The sequence below is a fragment of the Spirosoma sordidisoli genome, assembly GCF_004138325.1.
GTDB classification, from domain to species: Bacteria; Bacteroidota; Bacteroidia; order Cytophagales; family Spirosomataceae; genus Spirosoma; species Spirosoma sordidisoli.
Window position 1 is genome coordinate 221,386 of record NZ_SBLB01000005.1, and the last position, 22,015, is coordinate 243,400.

At 56.4% G+C, this 22,015-nt stretch carries 4 protein-coding genes; all 4 read left to right on the forward strand.

The window, feature by feature from the left end:
* The first annotated feature begins 413 nt into the window (after positions 1-413).
* The 4 genes from EQG79_RS18870 (at position 414) to EQG79_RS18885 (ending at position 21,951) form a co-directional block, all read left to right on the forward strand.
* Positions 414-8,819 (forward strand): hypothetical protein, encoded by an 8,406-nt coding sequence (locus EQG79_RS18870; RefSeq protein ID WP_129603190.1) that lies wholly within the window; start codon positions 414-416, stop codon positions 8,817-8,819.
* A 127-nt stretch (positions 8,820-8,946) separates the two neighbouring features.
* Positions 8,947-11,961 carry an Ig-like domain-containing protein gene (locus EQG79_RS18875; protein ID WP_206445599.1) on the forward strand — a complete coding sequence of 1,005 codons (3,015 nt, stop codon included), beginning with the start codon at positions 8,947-8,949 and terminating at the stop codon, positions 11,959-11,961.
* Between the two features lie 40 nt (positions 11,962-12,001).
* Positions 12,002-12,757 (forward strand): hypothetical protein, encoded by a 756-nt coding sequence (locus EQG79_RS18880; RefSeq protein ID WP_129603194.1) that lies wholly within the window; start codon positions 12,002-12,004, stop codon positions 12,755-12,757.
* 215 nt (positions 12,758-12,972) lie between these two features.
* Positions 12,973-21,951 (forward strand): Ig-like domain-containing protein, encoded by an 8,979-nt coding sequence (locus EQG79_RS18885; protein ID WP_206445600.1) that lies wholly within the window; start codon positions 12,973-12,975, stop codon positions 21,949-21,951.
* The last annotated feature ends 64 nt before the right edge of the window (positions 21,952-22,015 follow it).

Genomic DNA, 22,015 nt, shown 5'->3' on the forward strand with positions numbered 1-22,015 from the left:
TCTTTTAAACCAGTGTCCCCGCATAAAAAGGACCGCTGGTTTACAAAGACTCGGTGACGTACAGAAGGAACAGCAAACAAACGCAGACAGGGAGGAGTGCATGACCAGATTTACCGTCGCTCGATACACTAAGGAAGAAGCCGCAGCTCGGGTTTTCAGAACCTGGTTATATGTAGTCGGCTTCTTATATGCAGCCATTACGGGTCTGCTGCCTGCTCTTGTTGATGGGGCTGATCTGGCTGAAGCCCGTACCGATTTTTATCGATGGGACAGCTTCTATGCTGTTAGTCCTAAGCCAGGTTATTACGCGCCGGACCATCCCCCACAGCTTCATCGCCAGACTGCATGTCGCTACATGCATGCCTATATATAAAGTCGAACTACCTACCACATTCATTTAGACCGTAACAGGAATGGATCTTTTTACCTTCAAGACATACAGCAAACTACAGGTGCGGACGCTTCTTCGTGCCCTTTGTGCGTTAGACTGGCCTGGCCTGAAGCCTGCTGTCATACGCTTTGTGGTTCTCTGCGCGTTCATGCTCCTGAACATGGGCTGGCCTGCGCTGGCCGAACGGAAACCAGCTGTACTGACGGCTGTGCGGAGCTACACCGGTACAGTGGCTCCGGAACCGGTTGGCCATAAAAGCCCGGCAACCGCCAGCTTTATGCGCGCCAGAAGCGCGCTGGCCTTAGATAGTGACGGCGACAATGTAGACGATAGCGTTGACCTCGACGACGATAACGACGGTATTCTGGATACGGCCGAAATGACCTGCCAACTGGTGACCAACGGCGATTTTGCGTCTACCACAGGGGGCTGGTCGTTTACGGGTAACGTGGGCATTACCGGCGGCACGCTTTTCTTTAACGGTACTAATACCACGCCGGACGGGATCGCCACGCAGGATATTCAGACCCGGGCGGGGAAACGGGCTATGCTGACGTTCGACTTTGTCGCAGCCGGGGCAGGTACCGGTACGATAGGTGTTACGGCTGATGTACTGGACGTAAGCACTGGCACGGTACTGGGAACGACATCGCTCACCAGCACAGCGGGCACGCCCAGTTCCAATATCTCCATTCCCTTTACGGCTACGGGGAGCAGCATTCGTATTCGGTTTACCGACATTAGCCAGGCTACGCTCTCAATTGACGTAGCGATTGATAACGTATCGATCCTGTATTGCGATACCGATAACGACGGTATTCCTGATTCACTCGATCTGGACTCCGACGGCGACGGTTGTGCCGATGCCATCGAAGGCGGTGGGCCGTTTAGATCGACCAATCTGGTTAACAGCACCATGGCTGGCGGCAACAGCGGTGTGGGATATAACGGCATATCGACATCGCCGGTTACCCAGAATCTGGGTATCTCCGTAGGCGCAACCGGTATACCTACTGTGGCTGGTACGGGCCAAACGGTTGGTTTCAGCCAGTTTAGATCACTCAACGGCTGTATCGACAGTGAAGACGATACGGTTGCCGACGTTGAGGACCTCGACGATGATAACGACGGCATTCTGGACACGGATGAAATGAACTGCCAACTGATAGAGAACGGTGATTTTGCGTCTACTACCGCAGGCTGGTCATTTACGAATAACGTAGGTATTACCGGCGGTTTTCTGTTCTTCAATGGCTCCGATGTCACTCCAAACGGGATTGCTACGCAGGATATTCAGACCCGGGCTGGGCAACGGGCTATGCTGACGTTCGACTTTGTCGCAGCCGGAGCCGGGGCCGGTTTGGTCGGGGTTCGAATCGATGTACTGGATGTGAGTACGGGCACGGTACTGGCCACCACCTCGCTGCTGCGGACGGCCAATACACCTACTGTTACTGTTCCTCTGGCCTTTACGGCTACGGGTACCAGCACCCGCATTCGGTTCACCGACATTAGCCAGGCTACGTTAGTAATCGATGCCAGGATTGATAATGTATCGATTCTCTATTGCGATACCGACAACGATGGTATTGCCAACTCGCTCGATCTGGACTCCGATGGTGACGGTTGCCCGGATGCCGTCGAAGGCGGAGCGTCGTTCAAAGTAGCCGATCTGGTCAATAGTATCTTGCCGGGTGGTAACAGTGGCACTGGCTACATAGGTATGTCGACATCGCCAGTCACCCAGAATCTGGGTACTACCGTAGGAACCAACGGGGTGCCAACCGTGGCAGGCACTGGCCAAACGGTGGGTGTTAGCCAATTGGCAGGATTAAATGGCTGTACCGACAGCGATAGCGATACGGTAGCCGACATCGAGGACCTCGACGACGACAACGACGGCATTCTGGACACGGCCGAAAACACCTGCATGCTTCCGTTAACCGGTACGCCCCACTTAAGCTGGGATAACAATGGCATTCCACTGCCCGGCACCCTTCAGATCAACAGCTTAAGCCCGGTTGTTTTGGAAACAACTTCGATCACGACTGGACCGGGCATTACACTGGGATCTTCGGGAGATTCCTGGGTTATCAGTGGTGCTACCGCCACCAATCTGGCCGGGGCAGTAGCCGGCAACGATTACATGCAGTTTACAATGGCCACCTCGGCCACGGCTACGGTCGATTATACCCTGGACCAGTGGGCATCGTTCCAGAGTACCGCTCCGTTCCAGAAAATAGGTATTCGCATCTCGAGCGACCCGACGTTTGCGACCAGCACGCTGCTCTACGACGGGGCTAACCCCAACAATGCCAACTCGAACTTTTTCAGTGTAAGCCTGCCCAACCCCTTTAAACTGGCTCGGGGAACAACCTACTTTGTGCGGGTTTATCCGTATGGTGGGGGAGGAACTATCTTTGATTCTTTCGGCTTTTTAGCAACCTGTTTGGCCGATACCGATGGCGATGCGATTGCCAACCAACTGGACCTGGACTCCGACGGTGAGGGTTGCCCGGATGCCGTCGAAGGCGGAGGCCCATTTAAGCTGACCGACCTGGTCAGCAGTACCATGGCTGGCGGCAATAGCGGCACGGGCTTCAACGGCTCTTCGCCCTCGCCGGTCAACCAAAATCTGGGTACCACCGTAGGCGCAACCGGCATACCAACGGTAGCCGGTACCGGTCAAACGCTGGGTATCAGCCAAACGCCTGGCCTGAACGGCTGTACGGATTCGGATGCTGACGGCTATGACGACGTTGTTGATCTGGATGACGACAACGATGGCATCCTGGATACGGCCGAAATGGCCTGCCAACTGGTGAACAATGGTGATTTCAGCTCCATCTCAGCGGGCTGGACGTTTACAGGGAACGTAGGGGTTTTTAGCACAGACAGTAAACTGTATTTCAACGGCTCCAACACGACGCCCAATGGAGTGGCGTCACAGGTCATTCAGACCCGGGTTGGGCAACGGGCTACGCTGACGTTTGAGATGCTGGCTTCTGGGGGAAATAGTGGTTCGGTAGGGGTGCAGGTCGATGTACTGGATGTTTCTACCGGTTCGGTGCTGGCTACTACCTCGCTACAACGCGCGGCCAACACACCTCTTGTAAACGGTGCGTTGGGGTTTGTGGCTACGGGTACCACTACCCGCATCCGGTTCACGGATATCAGTCAGGCAACATTGGGAATCGATGTGCAGCTCGATAACGTATCGATTCTGTATTGTGATACCGACAACGATGGCATTCCAAACTCGCTGGATCTGGATTCGGACGCCGATGGCTGCGCCGACGCGGTTGAAGGCGGTGGGTCGTTCAGGGTAACCGATCTGGTCGATAGCGACATGGACGGCGGTTCGACCAGCGTGTCACAAAACCTGGGTGATGTGGTAGGTAGTACGACAACCACGATGGGTGTACCCGTCACGGCGGGAACGGGTCAGACTGTTGGCATTAGTCAAAACGGAGCATTAAACGAGTGTACAGATAGCGATGCAGACGGCGTGGTCGATTTGTCCGACCTCGACGATGATAACGACGGTATTCTGGATACGGCTGAATGTCCTAATCTGGGTGCCTGGAATGTATATGCTTTTGCCAGGACAGCATCAACTTTTGCGACAAATGTACAAGTCATAGTCACTGGGTTTTCCTCATCGACCGTGACCTGGAATCAGACGATTGCTGGCACATTTAATAACGGAGGATTTAACTGGACACCCATTGCCTCTAATGTGATGCCAGATGCAAACGGGAAAATCACGGCAACCATATCCTCTGTAGGGGCAAATAACGCCTTCTTACTATCGGATGCCTTCTTGTTTACGAACGGAACTTCATCAGTTGTGGTGGATAATGCAGGAGCGGGGTATTCAAAGACCGGTACGTGGAGTGTGCAGACATTTGCTGGGAATTTCGGAACCAGTGAAGATTTTATCGCAAGTCCGTTTGCTGGTCAAACATCTACGTTCAGTTTAACTGTTGCTAAATGTGATACGGATGGTGATAATATCCCTAACCACATTGACCTGGATTCAGACGGTGATGGCTGCGCCGATGCCATTGAAGGGGGAGCCAACTTCACGGTAGCCAACCTGGTGAGCAGCACCATGGCGGGTGGTTCCTCTAATGTGACAAGCAACCTGGGCAACGTAGTGGGTAACACCGTCACCACGATGGGTGTGCCCGTAACGGCGGGTACAGGGCAGACTGTCGGTACCAGCCAGAATGGGGCCGTTCAGGATGCGGCCTGCCCACAACCTGACTATGATGGTGATGGCGTACTCGACAGCACCGATCTGGACGATGATAACGACGGTATTCTGGATACGGTGGAAGATCCTGCCTGTGAGAAAGTAGCTAACGGCAGTGGTCAGAATAACCTGGCAGGCTGGACGGTTACGGGCAACGTCGTGTCGAACACGAATCCGCAAATTATTTTTAACAATAACGAGACTCCAGCCACCGGCGTACTGAGTCAGATGATTTCAACGGTTCCCAATCAACCCTTACAAGTGAAGTTTGATATGGTAGGGTTTGGGTCGAATACCGCTGGCAACGCCAGCCTCAGAGTGGATGTGCTGACGGGCAGCACAGTAATTGCCACCAAAACGGTCACGAAGACGTTTGGTAATCCATTCACCAACGAAACGCTGAGTTTCTTACCGAAGACGAATCAAACCACCATTCGTTTTACGGATTTGTCGACGGTTACCAGCCAATTTGACCCGATCATATCAGGCATATCGGTGGTTGGTGCGTGTGGACTTGATTCAGATAATGATGGTATTATCAATAGTCTGGATCTGGATTCGGATGGTGACGGTTGCCCCGATGCCCTTGAAGGTGGCGCGGCCTTTACCACGTCGAATCTGGTGAGCAGTACCATGGCCGGTGGCAGTACCAACGTGACCAAAAACCTGCCCACACCTGTCGGCAGCGGCACGGCTACGATGGGCGTACCCGTCACGGCGGGCACCGGCCAGACCGTCGGCTACAGTCAGAACTCGTCGCTGAACGAATGTATCGATACGGATGGTGATGGCGTTGCAGATATCAACGATCTGGACGACGATAACGATGGCATTCTGGATGTGGCCGAGGTATCTTGTGTAGAACTCATTCAAAACGGCGTATTCCCCACCACGGGTGGATCGGTTGATGTGCTGGCTGGCTGGACAGTCGGTGGTACGTATTCAGCAAACTATCCGTCGACCTACGGAAGGGTGGCCTTTGTGCCGGATGGTCTCTACTTCCTGCGCGACAACGTTACGTCGTTCATTTCTCAACCGATTTCCGGCATTTACCCGGGGGGGACCATCATGTTGAATGGACTGGCCTGGCAAAATACCTCGTCTGTTTCTGATCCTGCGGGCCAATCGGTGCTGGAGGTCAAGTACAATGGGGTGACCTATGCCACGGTCAATACCGGCTTGCTCAACTCACCCACAATCGTGGGTAATAATGGCGCGACGGTCAACATCACGTCGTTGCCTGGGGTAATCCTCGGGGCTGTCTCGGCTAAGTCAAACCTGGTCATTACGCTACCGACCGGCGTGCCTCCGTCGGGTGTGTTCCAACTCCTGTTCACGGGTGGTCCCTCTCCTGGCTTGGCGGATGATATTGCCATTCAATCGGTATCATCGCTATCCTGTGTCAATGCGGATGCAGATAATGACGGCATTATCAATAGTCTGGATCTGGATTCAGATGGTGACGGTTGCCCCGATGCCATTGAAGGTGGCGCGGCCTTTATCACCAGCAATCTGGTGAGCAGTACGATGTCGGGTGGTAACAGCGGTGCCGGTTTCAACGGTACGTCTCCCGTGCCGGTTACGCAAAACTTAGGTAATACCGTTGGCAGTACGACTGCTACGATGGGTGTGCCGACGATTGCCGGTATGGGTCAAACGATTGGAATCAGTCAAAACGGGGCGGTTAATGGCTGTATCGATACCGATGGCGACGGCGTACTGGATTTGGATGATCTGGACGACGACAATGACGGTATTCTGGATACGGTTGAGGAAGGTGACTGCGAGAAAATCATTAATGGCAGTGGTGCCAATGGATTTACCGGCTGGACGAAAACCGGCAACGTATTCTACAATTTGTTACCTCAATTCTCCTTCAATTACGGCGATTCTGCGCCAACCGGCGTACTGAGCCAGACGATTTCAACGATTCCGAATCAGGGCTTACAACTGAAATTCAACGCCGTAGGATGGGGCGGAAACACGGCCGGTAACGTGAGCGTCCGAGTGGATGTATTGGCTGGTAGTACGGTCATAGCCACGAAGACAGTCACGAAAACGTTCGGAATTCCCTGGACGATTGAGACGCTTAATTTCACGCCAACCTCTACGTCGACCACCATACGGTTCACCGATGTATCGACCGTTGCGACCCAGTTTGATTTTATTATAAATGGTGTCTCTGTTCCGGGAGCCTGTGATCTGGACGGCGACGGTATCGTCAACAGCCTAGATCTCGATTCGGACGGTGACGGATGTGCGGACGCCCTTGAAGGTGGCGCGGCCTTTACCACGAGCAATCTGGTGAGCAGCACCATGGCCGGTGGCAGTACCAACGTGACCAAAAACCTGCCAACACCAGTTGGCAGCACCACGGCTACGATGGGTGTACCTACCATTGCCGGAACAGGGCAGACGACAGGTACCAGCCAGAATTCGTCGGCAAAAGACCCAGCCTGCTGTCTGGTTACCGGTATTGCGCCTACGCTATCGGCCACCAGCAAGGCCAACGCCTGCCCGGCCACGACGGTCGACCTGAGCACGATCACGGTGAGCAATGCACCCGCCAGCACATCGCTGACCTGGCATACGAGTGCAACAGCTACGGCCGCTAACCGCATCACGTCAGTCTCGGCCGTTGCGGCAGGTACGTACTTCGCGGCTCTGTACGACGCGTCGACCGATTGTTACAGCGGTTCGGCCACAACGCCCGTCACGGCGGTTACAGCAGCCTGCTGTTCAGCTACACTGGCTCCGGCCCTGTCGGCCACGACGAAGGCCAACACTTGTCCGGCCACGACGGTCGACCTGAGCACAATCACGGCGACCAACCAGCCTGCCAGCAGTACGCTGACCTGGCATACGAGCAGCCCAGCTACGGCAAGCAACCGGATTACCAACATCACCAGCGTAACGGCGGGCACGTACTTCGCAGCCTTCTTCGACGCGACAGCCAACTGCTTCAGCGGTACGGCGGTGACCCAGGTAACGGCTACCACGACAGTCTGCTGTTCGGCCACGCTGGCTCCGGCTCTGTCGGCCAGCAGCAAAGCCAACGCCTGTCCGGCCACGACGGTCGACCTGAGCACGATCACGGCCACCAACCAGCCTGCCAGCACGACGCTGACCTGGCACACGGGTAGCCCGGCTACGGCGAGCAACCGGATCACTAACATCAGCAGCGTAACGGCAGGTACATACTTCGCGGCCTTCTTCGATGCCACGGCCAACTGCTTCAGCGGCACGGCGGTGACCCAGGTGACGGCCACCACGACGGTCTGCTGTTCAGCTACACTGGCTCCGGCCCTGTCGGCCACGACGAAGGCCAACACTTGTCCGGCCACGACGGTCGACCTGAGCACAATCACGGCGACCAACCAGCCTGCCAGCAGTACGCTGACTTGGCACACGGGTAGCCCGGCTACGGCGAGCAACCGGATCACAAACATCACCAGCGTAACGGCAGGTACGTACTTCGCGGCCTTCTTTGACGCGACAGCCAACTGCTTCAGCGGTACGGCGGTGACGCAGGTGACGGCCACCACGACGGTCTGCTGTTCAGCTACACTGGCTCCGGCCCTGTCGGCCACCAGCAAGGCCAACACTTGTCCGGCCACGACGGTCGACCTGAGCACGATCACGGCGACCAACCAGCCTGCCAGCACGACGCTGACCTGGCACACGGGTACACCCGCTACAGCGGCTAACCGGATCACTAACATCACCAGTGTAACGGCAGGAACGTACTTCGCGGCCTTCTTCGACGCCACGGCCAACTGCTTCAGCGGTACGGCGGTGACGCAGGTAACGGCCACCACGGTGGCCTGTTGCCCCAACCCATCGGTGGGTGGTTCGCTGACCCTGGTAGGTACGTTGCCGCTCTGCTCGGTGAGTAACCAGGGCGTTCTCACGCTATCGGGCCAGACGGGCACGGTGGTGAAGTGGCAAACCTCTACCAACGGTGGCACAAGCTGGACTGACATTGGTAACACGGCGGGGCTGACACAAATCAGCTTCTCCAACGCGCAGAATAATCAGCAGTTCCGGGCGGTGGTGAACGCGGGTGGCAGTTGCGCCGATGCAAACTCCGCGCCGTTTGTCACGCTCACCAGTGCCTCGGCCTGTTCGGTGGATTGCGACGTGAAGCCGGGAACGATTAACAAAAACTAAGGGAATACTCCCAACCTTAAAAGGAGTTCAGGAAGCGCCAGCTTTTGGTCCCCTTTTGAGGTTGGGAAAAGTCTATCGAAGGGGCGAAAAGAAGGGAGTAAGAGTGAACACTAATAAACACCGTAACATGCACGTAAACATCTACATAACCACCATGAAGAGTAGCCTTCCCGGCCGGGGTAGCTATGCATTCATGAACCGCATCCGGGCCATAGTATGGGCCTGGGTGTGGGTGGTTATGGGGCTGTTTGCCAACGGCACAACCGCTCAGGCGCAGGCCGACATCCGCTGTAGCGGAGCCAATCTGGTTAACTGGACAACCGTGACGGCTTCGTCGGCGGTGGGGTCGCTGACGGCCCTGGATGGTACGCCCATCAGCGTGACCGGAACGGGCAGTATGCTGGCGCTGGGTAGTCCCACCTCATCGCAAGCGGCCTATGACCCGTATACCAACAAGGCCAATTCGGTCAACCTCGACAACGCGGCCGAACCCCAGGTGACTGGTACAGGACCGTTTATCTATACCTGGACATTCTCGCAGGCGGTAACCAACCCGTTCATGAACATTTTCAGTCTGGGTAATGCCGGGGTGAAAATCCGGTATACGTTTAAAGATGGCGCGGGCAACCCGGTCAATTTCACGATTCGGAAAACCGACAACAGCCAGACGTTCTATGCCTCGGCGGCCAATCAGCTGGAAGGCAACGAAGGCAACGGGACCATTCAGTTTCAGGGAGCGATCAGTACGCTGCGGATCGAGGTAACGTACCTGAGCGGCAGCACATCCGAAGCCTTTACGGCGGTTACGTTTGGCGTGCGCTGCCCCGATGTTTCGTTTGCGCCCTGTCCGGCCCCCACTATCGTCGACTGGCAATCGAATACGGCCGGTCAGGCCATTGGCACCGTAACCGACAATGTGTCGGGCAATCCCGTAAGCGTGACCCTGACCGGGAGTATCGTCAATATCGGATTCCCCGGCGAGTTCAACAATACCACTAACTGGGATATCAACAGCACGGCGGGCGAGCGCGTAGCCATCGACAATGCGGCCGAGCCACAGGTAACCGGCGCGGGGCCATTCCTCTACACCTGGACACTGTCGTCGCCCCTCCGCCAGCCCATCTTCAACATTAGCAGCCTGGGCAGTACGTCGATACGGGTTCGCTATACCTTCTTCGACGAAAACAACGAGCCGCTGACCTTCATTGTCCGCAAAACCAACGACTGGGAGGCTTTCCGGCAACTATCCGGCCATGTGCTCGAAGGGGCGGAAGGCAACGGTACGATTCAGTTCGACGGTAGCCCGAAGCAGATCAGGATGCAGGTCACCTACATAACCGGCTCAACGGCCGAAAACTTTACCTCCATTCAATTGGTCGGCTCCTGCCCGGCACCTGAGCCACAAGACGGTATCAACGGCAAGTGCAACGGCGCCAATTTCGCCAAATGGACCAATGTGTCGCCCAATTCCGTTGTCGGCACCATCATGGACATTACGGGCAAAGGCTCGTCTATTGTGGGGGCGGGCAGCATGATCAACATCAACTACACCGGCTATTTCAACAACGCCAGTGCCTATTACCTCCCGACGCGCTATGCCGACCGGGTGGCCATCGACAATGCCGCCGAACCGCAGACCAGCGGCACCGGCCCCTTCCTGTATACCTGGACCATCTCGAACCCCATCAGCAACCTGCTCATGTACGTCTACAGCCTGGGGCAGGCTGGCAAGCGGGTTCGCTATACGTTCACCGACGCGTCGGGTAACCCCATTCCGTTTACGGTGCTGAAAACCGACAATGCAACCAACTTCGCCAAAGTGGGCAGCAACCAGCTCGAAGGCGAAGAGGGCAACGGCACCATCCGCTTCGATGTGCCGGTGACGGTCATTCGGATGGAGACTACGTACCTGACCGGCAACACGTCGGAGTTCTGGACTGGGCTCACCTTTGGCGTGCTATGCCCCGAAGCACAGGTACAGGACTGCCCGACGCCCCGCTTTGCTGCCTGGAGTACGACTGCTACCGCCAGCCAGGCCACGGCTACCATGCCCGATGCACAGGGTAATACCGTGAACGTAACGCTGAAAGGCAGCATCATCAACACCGGTTTTCCGAACGAATTTGCCAACACGGCCATCTGGAACCCCGTGCAGGCCAACAGCAACCGCGTGGCCATCGACAATGCGGCTGAACCACAGGTAACGGGCACCGGCCCATTTTCCTACAGCCTCACGTTTTCGTCGACCGTAAAAGACCCTATACTCAATATCTACAGCCTGGGATCTGCCGGCGCGCAGGTGAAGTACACCTTCACCGACGCTGCCGGTAGCCCGCTTCAGTTCTGTGTCCGGAAGACCGATAGCTGGGAAACCTTTCACCAGATCGACGGCCATGTGCTGATCGGGCAGGAAGGTAACGGCTCCATTCAGTTGCTGGGTACGTTGTCTGACGTGCGCATCGGGGTAACGTACCTGACCGGCTCGACGGCCGAATTCTATACGACCATTCAGCTGTGTAACAACTGCTCAACGCCAACCCTACCGCCCAGCCTGACCATCAACAGCCCGTATAACGTGGTTGTCAACACCACCAATCCGCCCATCAGCGGTACGGCTACGGCCGGGGCATCGGTAACGGTAAACGGCCCCAACGGGCAAAGCTGCGTCACGACGGCTACCGCAGCCGGTAGCTGGACCTGCACCAGCCTGACCTTTACGGTGGGTTCGCAGACGGTAACGGCGGTGGCCAGCAACACGGCCGGCACCAGCACCGTAGCCATTGCCAGCTTCACGGTGGCAAACGCATGTCCCAACCTAAGCGTAGGGGGCTCGACCACCTACACGGGTGGCGCGTTGTGTAACACCACTAATGCGGGCACCATAACCCTCACGGGCCAGACGGGCACGGTGGTGAAGTGGCAAACCTCTACCAATGGTGGCACGAACTGGACCGACATTGGCAACACGGCGGGTCTGACGCAGATCAGCTTCTCCAACGCGCAGAATAATCAGCAGTTCCGGGCGGTGGTGAACGCGGGTGGCAGTTGCGCCGATGCAAACTCCGCGCCGTTTGTCACGCTAACCAGTGCCTCGGCCTGTTCGGTGGATTGCGACGTGAAACCGGGGGGGATTGTAAAATAAGCACCAGAAAACCTGTATCACCTGTCAACACAGTTATGCAATGAGAACACAGACTAAACACCAACTCCTTTTCTGTAAACAGTTCACTCAGATTACCAATAACAACCAGTCAGATCAATTCAAAGCAAATAAAGCCATGAAAACATATTTACTTATTTTAATTGGGCTGTTCGCTATATCTCCCATAGCTGAGGCTCAGGTCAAAATCGGCAGTAATCCTACCAGTATCAGCGCTACCTCTAACCTAGAGATAGAAGCCAGCAATGGCAAAAAAGTAACGGTTGACAAAACCACGGGGGCCTTAAAAGCTGATGGTGCGCTTGCATTCCCAGGGGCCGGTACCCCTGCCGCCGGGGCTGCCCTTACCTCAGACGCCACCGGAAACGCCACCTGGATTCCCCGGAGTAAACAAACGCGAACCGTTATTACGGGAACCCCTGGCTCATTGAGCAACGTGACCTGTGCTATCACGTTTTTTGGCTCAACAACCCTGACCTTGCCTACTGGCTACTGGACCGTCATTGTGGGCGGCACGATGCAGGCTAACGGCAACTTAGCGTATTCCAGCACATTATACCCCTACTCAGATATAGTACTTGGCGTAACGACTGGTACCATTGAGTTTACCGACAGGGACAACCGCAAAGTTCCGATCGTGAATGGTCAGCAGACGGAGTATGGCGTATCCTTTACGATCAATGTGACCTCTGCCTCGGCTACCGTATTCGTCGCAACGAGTGCGTGTGGTGTGCCCTCGGCCAATATTTCTGTCACCAGTTTCAAGGCTATTGACTGACCTGGGACCCTGGTTCTGTCACCGTAGCCCCCGGCATTTACGCAATCACCATTGGTGCTGTCCACCTGCTGGACTAGCCAAATACATCGATATCTAAAATGACTATTAATCGACAAAGGAAATACAGCCGCTTGTGGCTGATGTGCTGTTGTCTGCTGAGTGCGATGGTGGTACATGCACAGACTGGCAACTTCGTGCCTGCCGGGGGCGAGACTGTGAATTCTGGCACGGTTAGCCTGGCTACTTCTACCACCTGGGTCACCGACCGTTCGGCCACGCCGGGCTACTTTGCCGCTACCGGAACAGCGGTCTATTCAGGAGCCGACGATACCCACAACGTCAACGGCTACGTCAAGCACTATGCCTCGGCAGCCAATCAGGCCTTCAGTTTCCCGGTGGGATCGGGTACCGACTACCGCTCGCTGGGTGTAAGCGGCACCCGGTCAGCCTCCTCGGTGATTGGCGTAGCCTGGATTGTGGGTGATCCCACTTCTACTACTGATCCTACTACACCCAGCGCGGGAACTCACGCCACCACGGCGCTGGGTACGGGCATTACGGCGGTGAGTACGGCGGGAATGTGGGACTGGCAGGACTTGACCAACGATGCGGTAGGGCTGACCGTGACGGTAAGCATACCCAACATGAGCAGCTTTGGTCTGGCCAGTGATCTTCGACTGGTGGGTTGGAATGGTTCGCAGTGGGTGAACCTGTCGGGTAGTGCGGGTGCGAGTGGCAACACGGAAAACAGCACCCTGAGCGGCAGTATGATAGCGGGTATTACAGCGCTGGCAGTGGGTAAAGCACCTGCTCCGTCTGACTCAGACGGTGATGGTATCCCTGACCTCGCTGACCTCGATGATGACAACGATGGTATTCTGGATTCGGCTGAGTGTCCCGAAAATTTGTCTGTTCTTTGGAATGGCGCGAATACAGTAAACCCGTTTGGGTATGACCAGACTGGCTCGGCCTTAGGTGGTGTGTTCAGCGCTCCGCAGAACTTTACCGCAGCACCGGGCTTAACCCTGACTTCAGCACCTGTTAACAACAATTTTGCCTATACGATTTCCAATATAACGTCAACTAACCTGGCTCAGGCAATTGCCAATAACCAGTATGTTGAATATACGTTTTCGACACAGGCATTGAACGCCTATTTGTCGCGCCTATACGTGGCCAGGACGGTTATTTCGTCGGGGGCTTACAATCTGGGGGTTGCTTACTCGAGTGACAATTTTGCAACCTCAACGCTGCTGGTGTCTTCGTTTCCCATGCCAGCAGTTGCTACGAATTATTTTATCAATGTACCCAGCATCGAATTAGCCGCTAACAAGACCCATAAAATCCGGTACTACTTCTTCGGTGCAACGGGTACACTTGATTTCGATGATTTTTCAGTCGTCGCCAAACGTTGTGATACGGATGGTGATAATGTGGCCAACTTTCTCGACCTGGATTCTGATGGCGACGGCTGCGCCGATGCGCTGGAAGGGGGAGCCGCCTTCACCACGGCCAACCTGGTTAGCTCAACGCTGGCGGGTGGCTCAACGGGAGTTACCCAGAATCTGTGTAGCACCACGGCCTGTGTGGGCAGCACCACCGCCACAATGGGTATTCCTACCGTTGCCGGTACGGGCCAGACCATCGGCACCAGCCAGGATGCCTTTGCCCGGGATGCGGCTTGCCCGGCACTTCCTGATGCCGACGGCGATGGTATCCCCGACGTAGTGGATATCGACGACGATAACGACGGGGTCCTGGACACAGTCGAGGGTACCGGCGATGTCGATAGCGATGGCATCATCAACTCCCTGGATCTGGATAGTGATAACGATGGGATCACCGATGTACGGGAGAATAACGGGCTGGATGCCAACTGCGATGGCCGTATGGACGGTGTCATCAACTCACAGGGTATGCCCGGTGCCATCCTGCGGGGCGGTATGGTCGGCAGTACGACCTTTGCTATATCCTACCCCGGCATCGCCAATCTATCTACAGATACACAGAGTGCAAACTCACCTGTAAGCTGGCAAATGGACGGTGATATTGGCTGGTTCAGCTACAACGGTAGCTTCTACCGGGTAGGTCTGTTATTAGGTGCGCTGCCCTACCGCCTGGTCGAGTACAAGAACTATCCGAACCTGGTGACTGATACACAGGCATCGAGTACCACGATGGTTGGTAATTATTCGGCCTTTACCGGCTTTTTTGTGCAGGGTAACACCATTTACGGGATTTCGGGAACCAACATGGTAGCGTATTCAAGTCTGGCCAACCTGATCTCGAATACGTCAAGCTCAACCACAACCATATCGGCCAATGCCAGTTCCAATACGTTAGATTATTTTGATGCGAATAATAAAATTTACCGTATCGTATCTGGTTCGCTCGCCACGGTCATCGCCTATAATACGCTGGCTGATCTGGCCAGTGATACCCGGGCCAGTCAGACAACGGCGGGTTTTGCGGACGGAGCCAACGCGGCCTATACGGTTTTTGGCACGCTGAGTACCCCTGACACAGATGGTGATGGTACGCCAAACTATCTGGACTGGGACAGCGACAACGACAACTGCTTCGATGCACGGGAGGGTGGCAGCAAGTTTGCCGCTACTAATGTAGACGCTACCGGACGTTTGACCGGAGCGGTGAGTACCACTACGGGTATTCCGACGCTGGCCGGTGTCTGTGGACAGACCATCGGCAATAGTCAGAATGCGATGGCTAACGGCTGTCAGGATGCGGATGGCGATAACGTAGCCGATTTTGAAGACCTCGATGATGACAACGACGGCATTCTGGATACGGCCGAGTGTCCCGAAAATTTGTCTGTTCTTTGGAATGGCGCGAATACAGTGAACCCATTTGGGTATGACCAGACTAACTCTGGCTTAGGGGGGGTGTTTAGCGCTCCGCAGAACTTTACCGCAGCACCGGGCTTAACCCTGACTTCAGCACCTGTTAACAACAATTTTGCCTATACGATTTCCAATATAACGTCAACTAACCTGGCTCAGGCAATTGCCAATAACCAGTATGTTGAATATACGTTTTCGACACAGGCATTGAACGCCTATTTGTCGCGCCTATACGTGGCCAGGACGGTTATTTCGTCGGGGGCTTACAATCTGGGGGTTGCTTACTCGAGTGACAATTTTGCAACCTCAACGCTGCTGGTGTCTTCGTTTCCCATGCCAGCAGTTGCTACGAATTATTTTATCAATGTACCCAGCATCGAATTAGCCGCTAACAAGACCCATAAAATCCGGTACTACTTCTTCGGTGCAACGGGTACACTTGATTTCGATGATTTTTCAGTCCTCGCCAAACGTTGTGATACGGATGGTGATAATGTGGCCAACTTCTTCGATCTGGACTCTGACGGCGACGGTTGCCCGGATGCCCTCGAAGGGGGAGCCGCCTTCACGACCGCCAACCTGGTCAGCAGCACGATGGCGGGTGGATCTACCGGCGAAAGCCGGAACCTGGGCACCACGGTAGGCAGCACCACCGCCACGATGGGTGTTCCCGCCATTGCCAACACCGGCCAAACCATTGGTACCAGCCTGAGCGCAACGGTACAGGATGCGGCCTGTACCGTACCGACCATTGCGATCACCGCCCCCAAGAACATAACGATTAGCAACACCAACCCACCTGTTTCGGGTACGGCTACAGCCCTGGCTTCGGTTTCGGTAGCTGGGCCAAACGGCCAGACCTGCATCACAACCGCCGATGCCAGCGGAAACTGGACCTGCACGAGCCTGACCTTTACGGTGGGTTCGCAGACGGTAACGGCGGTGGCCAGCAACACGGTGGGTGTGAGTACGCCCGCAACGGCCAGCTTCACGACCGTAAGTCTGTGCCCCAACCCAACCGTAGGCGGTACCGTTACCTACGCGGGCGGTGCGCTTTGTAGCATCAGCAATGTAGGATCGCTGACCCTCACGGGCCAGACGGGTACGGTGGTGAAATGGCAGACCTCTGTCAATAACGGCGCAAACTGGACCGACATCTCAGGTACGTTCGGTAAAAACTATTACAACTTCGTGAATGCCGCCAACGGACAGCAGTACCGGGCGGTGCTCAACAACGGCGGGAGCTGTTCGGATGCCTTCTCGAATCCGGCTACGATCAGCACCAGCCCAACGGCCTGCTCATCGGCCACCTGCGACAAGAGCAGCGGCACGGTCGTGTTTACGACAACGCCAGCCATGACGGGCAGCAACTACAGCCATGTGGTGATCATGACCGATGGCAACGGTACAATTGTGAAGGCCTCGGCTCCGGGCAGCAGCACGCTGACCAACGTGGCAACGGGTAACTACCTGGTGTATCTGGTGAGCTACGACAACACCCAGACGCCCCTGCCTACGCTGACCGTCGGTACCAACCTCACGGCCGTAGGAGGTGCCTGCGTGGTGTACTCAAGCCAGTTAGCCGTTAAGGTTTGCCCAGCCAATACATTCGATTGCGCCAACGCCAGCATAGCCGGTACGTTTATAGCCGGTGCGCCATCGTCGGGTACGTTAACGATGCCGGTTACGGGTGCAGAGCCCGGTTCGGTTACGCTGACGGTATCGGGTACGGGCTTCGGCTCGTCGCCATCGCCGTTCGTGACTACGCTGACGGCGGGCCAGACGTCCGTTGCCATTCCGATCGCCTATGACGGAACGGGTACGGGTGGTGTGCGGAGCCTGTCGGTGAGTTCGGCCCAGTTCAGCAATAGCTGTTCGGTGAGCGTAACGGTCAACGCGGCTATTCCGTGTACGCCATTAACGCCCGGTCAGGTAGTGCCCGGTACGAACAGTGTACTGGCCGGAGGAGCAACGTCATTCAGCTATGTAGGTGCCAGTAGCGGCAGCACCGTACGCTGGTTTGTGGCGCCGTCGAGCACGGCTTCACCCAACAGCGGTACGGGTACGGTAACCCCGTCGATCACATTCCTGAACGCCGGTTTCTACCAGATCATTTTCGAAGAGACCAACAGCGGCCTGCCTGCCGGTTGTAACGTACCCAGTACGGTACAGTCGACACTCGACTTCCGGGTGAAGGCCCAGACGCCAATTTGTGACTATCCTGGTTCCAGCACCGTAACGGTGTCGCCATCTGTGGCGGCCATCAAAACGGGTCAGACAGGTAGCTTCACCCTGGTAGGAGGCCAGCCCTATAATAACGTCCAGTGGCAGATCATTCCGTCGACGGGTGCTTCGCCTAACAGCGGCAACGGAGCCACGACCTCAACCATCACGTTCAGTCAGGAAGGGCTGTACCGGGTGGTTTACACGATGACCAACGCGGGTGACCTGACGTGTACGCCTGTGCAGAAAGTAAGCTCTGCCCTGATTGCGGTAGGTCTCGATCCCTGCGCGGCTCCATCGCCAATCAACGTAATCGAAGCCAGCGGCAAAGATTCGACGCTGGTGGGTACGTCGGCCACCTTCAACGCCAGTGGCGGTGTGCCAAACCAGGGCATGATCTGGAAGGTATTCCCGACAACGGGTGTATTGAGCGTGAGCGGTACAGGGTCTACAACCTCCCTGACCTTCACGCAGCCAGGTAACTATGTGGTAACGTTTATCGCCACGAACGGAAGCCTGCCGCTGGGTTGTACCAAGCCAGTGGCTACGGCCGGCAGCACGACCATCAAGGTATACACGAGTAATCCGCCGTATATCGTGCCGGTACCGGTGAACGTAGACCCCGGCAAGTCGACCACGGTTTGCATGCCTATCGCCGATGCTGATGCCACCGATAGCTTCACGGCTACGATCTGTGGACAGCCCAGCACCGGCACGGCCACCGTGGCTGCCAACAGCACCACCCGCCAGTTGTGCCTGACCTACACCGCCCCAGCCTCAGGCCCGGCCTCGACCTCGGTCTGCGTGCAGGTCTGCGACAGCTTCGGGAACTGCAAACAGAGCATCATTCCGATCGTCATCAACCCAAGCAGCAACACGGCCGTTACGCCCCAGCCGCCAGTGGTTATTGTGGTGCCGGTCGTGACGCCGAAGAATACACCGGTGCAGGTGTGTATGCCTATCAAGGACCCCAACACCGCCGATACCCATACGGTGAGCGTGTGCGGTAATCCGAGCAAGGGCACAGCCACGGCCAGTGTGAACAACACCACCCACGAACTGTGCATCAACTACACGCCGACTTCGGGCAGCGTGGGTCAGGATGCCATGTGCGTAATCGTGTGTGATCCCTCGGGTCAGTGTACCACGGTAACGGTGCCCATCACGGTAGTGGATCCAACCCCGCCGGGCGTATTGCCGGTAGCACCGAAGGTAACGCCGGTGCCGATTGTGACGACGCCCAACACGCCGGTGGTTGTTTGCACGCCGATTGTAGACAACACGGGCGACACCCACACGGCCAGCCTGTGCGGTCAGCCATCGAGTGGCACGGCTCAGGTGGGCGTCAATAATGTGACAAATACATTGTGTGTGACCTATACGCCGGGCAGTCAGCCCACGAGTACGAGCCTGTGTATACAGGTGTGCGACCAGGGCGGTTTGTGTACGACAGTCGTGGCACCCATCACGGTGTTGCCAGTCAATCAGGCTCCGATCGTCAATCCTGATGTGAACACGTTCGTGCCGGGCAAAACCACGACGGGCAACGTGCTGACCAACGACAAAGACCCTGAGGGCACCAAACTGACAGCCAGCACCATCGGTACGCCACCAGCTGGCTTCACGTTGAGCCCCGACGGTTCATACACCTACACGGCTCCGGCCAGCCAGACGGCTCCGGTGACCGTGCCGATCCAGGTCTGTGACGCAGCTACGCCACCGGCTTGTACAACCAGCACGCTGACCCTGACGCCAGTGACTCAGCCTAACGCGCTGACCAACAACGCTCCGATTGCCCTCAACGATGCCACCCGGACCACGGCGGGCACCAGCGTGACGGTGAACGTCGTGGCCAACGACAGCGACCCTGATTCAGCGACCAGTGTCAACGGCCAGCTCAACACACCGACGATTGTCTCGCAACCTGCCACCGGTACGGCCAGCATCGTCAACGGGCAGGTAGTTTATACGCCACCGGTGGGCTTCACGGGTGTGGTAAGCTTCCCGTATCAGGTATGCGACAAGGCCGCGACGCCGTTGTGTACGACAGCCCTGGTGACGGTAACGGTAGATCCTACCCAGCCATCGGGTGTAACCAACGTAGCGCCGGTAGCCATTGACGATCAGCTCATAACGACGAAGGGCACGCCAGCCACGGGTACGGTAGCAGCCAACGACTCTGACCCCAACGCGGGCCAGACGCTGACGTTCACCAAGTTGACGAATCCAGCTAACGGGACGGTGGTCTTCAACGCCAACGGCAGCTACACCTACACCCCGGCACCGGGTTATGTAGGTACGGACAACTTCACCTATCAGGTGTGCGATAACGGTTCGCCGGTGTTGTGTACCACGGCCACGGCCTACATGACGGTGAATGATGTGGTCAACCAGGCTCCGATCGTCAATCCTGATGTGAACACGTTCGTGCCGGGCAAGCCGACGTCGGGCAATGTGCTGACCAATGACAAAGACCCTGAGGGCACCAAACTGACGGCCAGCACCATTGGTACCCCACCGGCTGGCTTCACACTGAGCCCCGACGGCAGCTATACCTACACAGCTCCGGCCAGCCAGACGGCTCCGGTGACCGTACCAATCCAGGTCTGTGACGCAGCTACGCCACCGGCTTGTACAACCAGCACGCTGACCCTGACGCCAGTGACTCAGCCTAACGCGCTGACCAACAACGCTCCGATTGCCCTCAACGATGCCACCCGGACCACGGCGGGCACCAGCGTGACGGTGAACGTCGTGGCCAACGACAGCGACCCTGATTCAGCGACCAGTGTCAACGGCCAGCTCAACACACCGACGATTGTCTCGCAACCTGCCACCGGTACGGCCAGCATCGTCAACGGGCAGGTAGTTTATACGCCACCGGTGGGCTTCACGGGTGTGGTAAGCTTCCCGTATCAGGTATGCGACAAGGCCGCGACGCCGTTGTGTACGACAGCCCTGGTGACGGTAACGGTAGATCCTACCCAGCCATCGGGTGTAACCAACGTAGCGCCGGTAGCCATTGACGATCAGCTCATAACGACGAAGGGCACGCCAGCCACAGGTACGGTAGCGGCCAACGACTCTGACCCGAATGGTCAACCGCTGACGTTCACCAAGTTGACGAATCCAGCTAACGGGACGGTGGTCTTCAACGCCAACGGCACCTACACGTATACGCCAGCGCCGGGCTTCACAGGTACGGACAACTTCACCTATCAGGTGTGCGACAGCGGTTCGCCGGTGTTGTGTACCACGGCCACGGCCTACATGACGGTGAACGATGTGGCGGGTCTGCAACTGCTGCCCAAAGCGTGGTTGCAGGGTGCCCTCTTCGGGGTGACCGATCCAACTGGGGTTATGCGTGATGACCTGCGCTCGAAGGGCTTCTTACCGCTCAGCAGTCCATATACCAATTTCACGGCCTTGACGCCAACACCCACGCTGAGCAGCAGCGCTGTATTTGCCACCACGGGTAACGACGCCATTGTCGACTGGGTATTTGTTGAACTCCGCAGTCCGACAAGTTCGTCGACTGTGGTCGATAGCCGGGCCGCCCTGATTCAGCGCGACGGTGATATCGTTGAGCTGGATGGTGTCTCGCCAATGGTATTCAGTCTGGCATCGCCGGGCAACTACTTTGTGGCAGTCCGTCACCGGAACCACCTGGGTGTGATGACCGCAACGGCCATTCCGCTCTCGGCAACCGGTACGGTGGTCGACTTCCGTACGCCTGCAACCCCAACCTACCGCTCGACAACCTCGGCTGTCAATCAGTCGCAGATTACCGTGACGCAGGGGGTAGCGCTATGGGCCGGTAATGTAGTCTATGATAAGTCTGTGATCTATCAGGGAACCAATAACGATGTGTCGGGAATTTCGGTCCAGATTAAAGGAGCGACAAGGCCCAATGGTCAGCTGTTTAATACGACAGGAGCCGCTAGCTACATCCTGAATGGCTACTACACAGGCGACGTGAACCTGGATGGACGTACCATCTACCAGGGAACAGGTAACGATGTGAACTACATCTACCAGAACGTAACCAAGAATCATCCGGGCAATGTTGCCGGACAAAACTTCTTTATCATCCGCGAGCAGTTGCCATAGTCTTAGTGGGGGGCAGACTAAACCCTGCCCCCCATCTAGCAGGCTGGTTGAATCAAGGTTAATC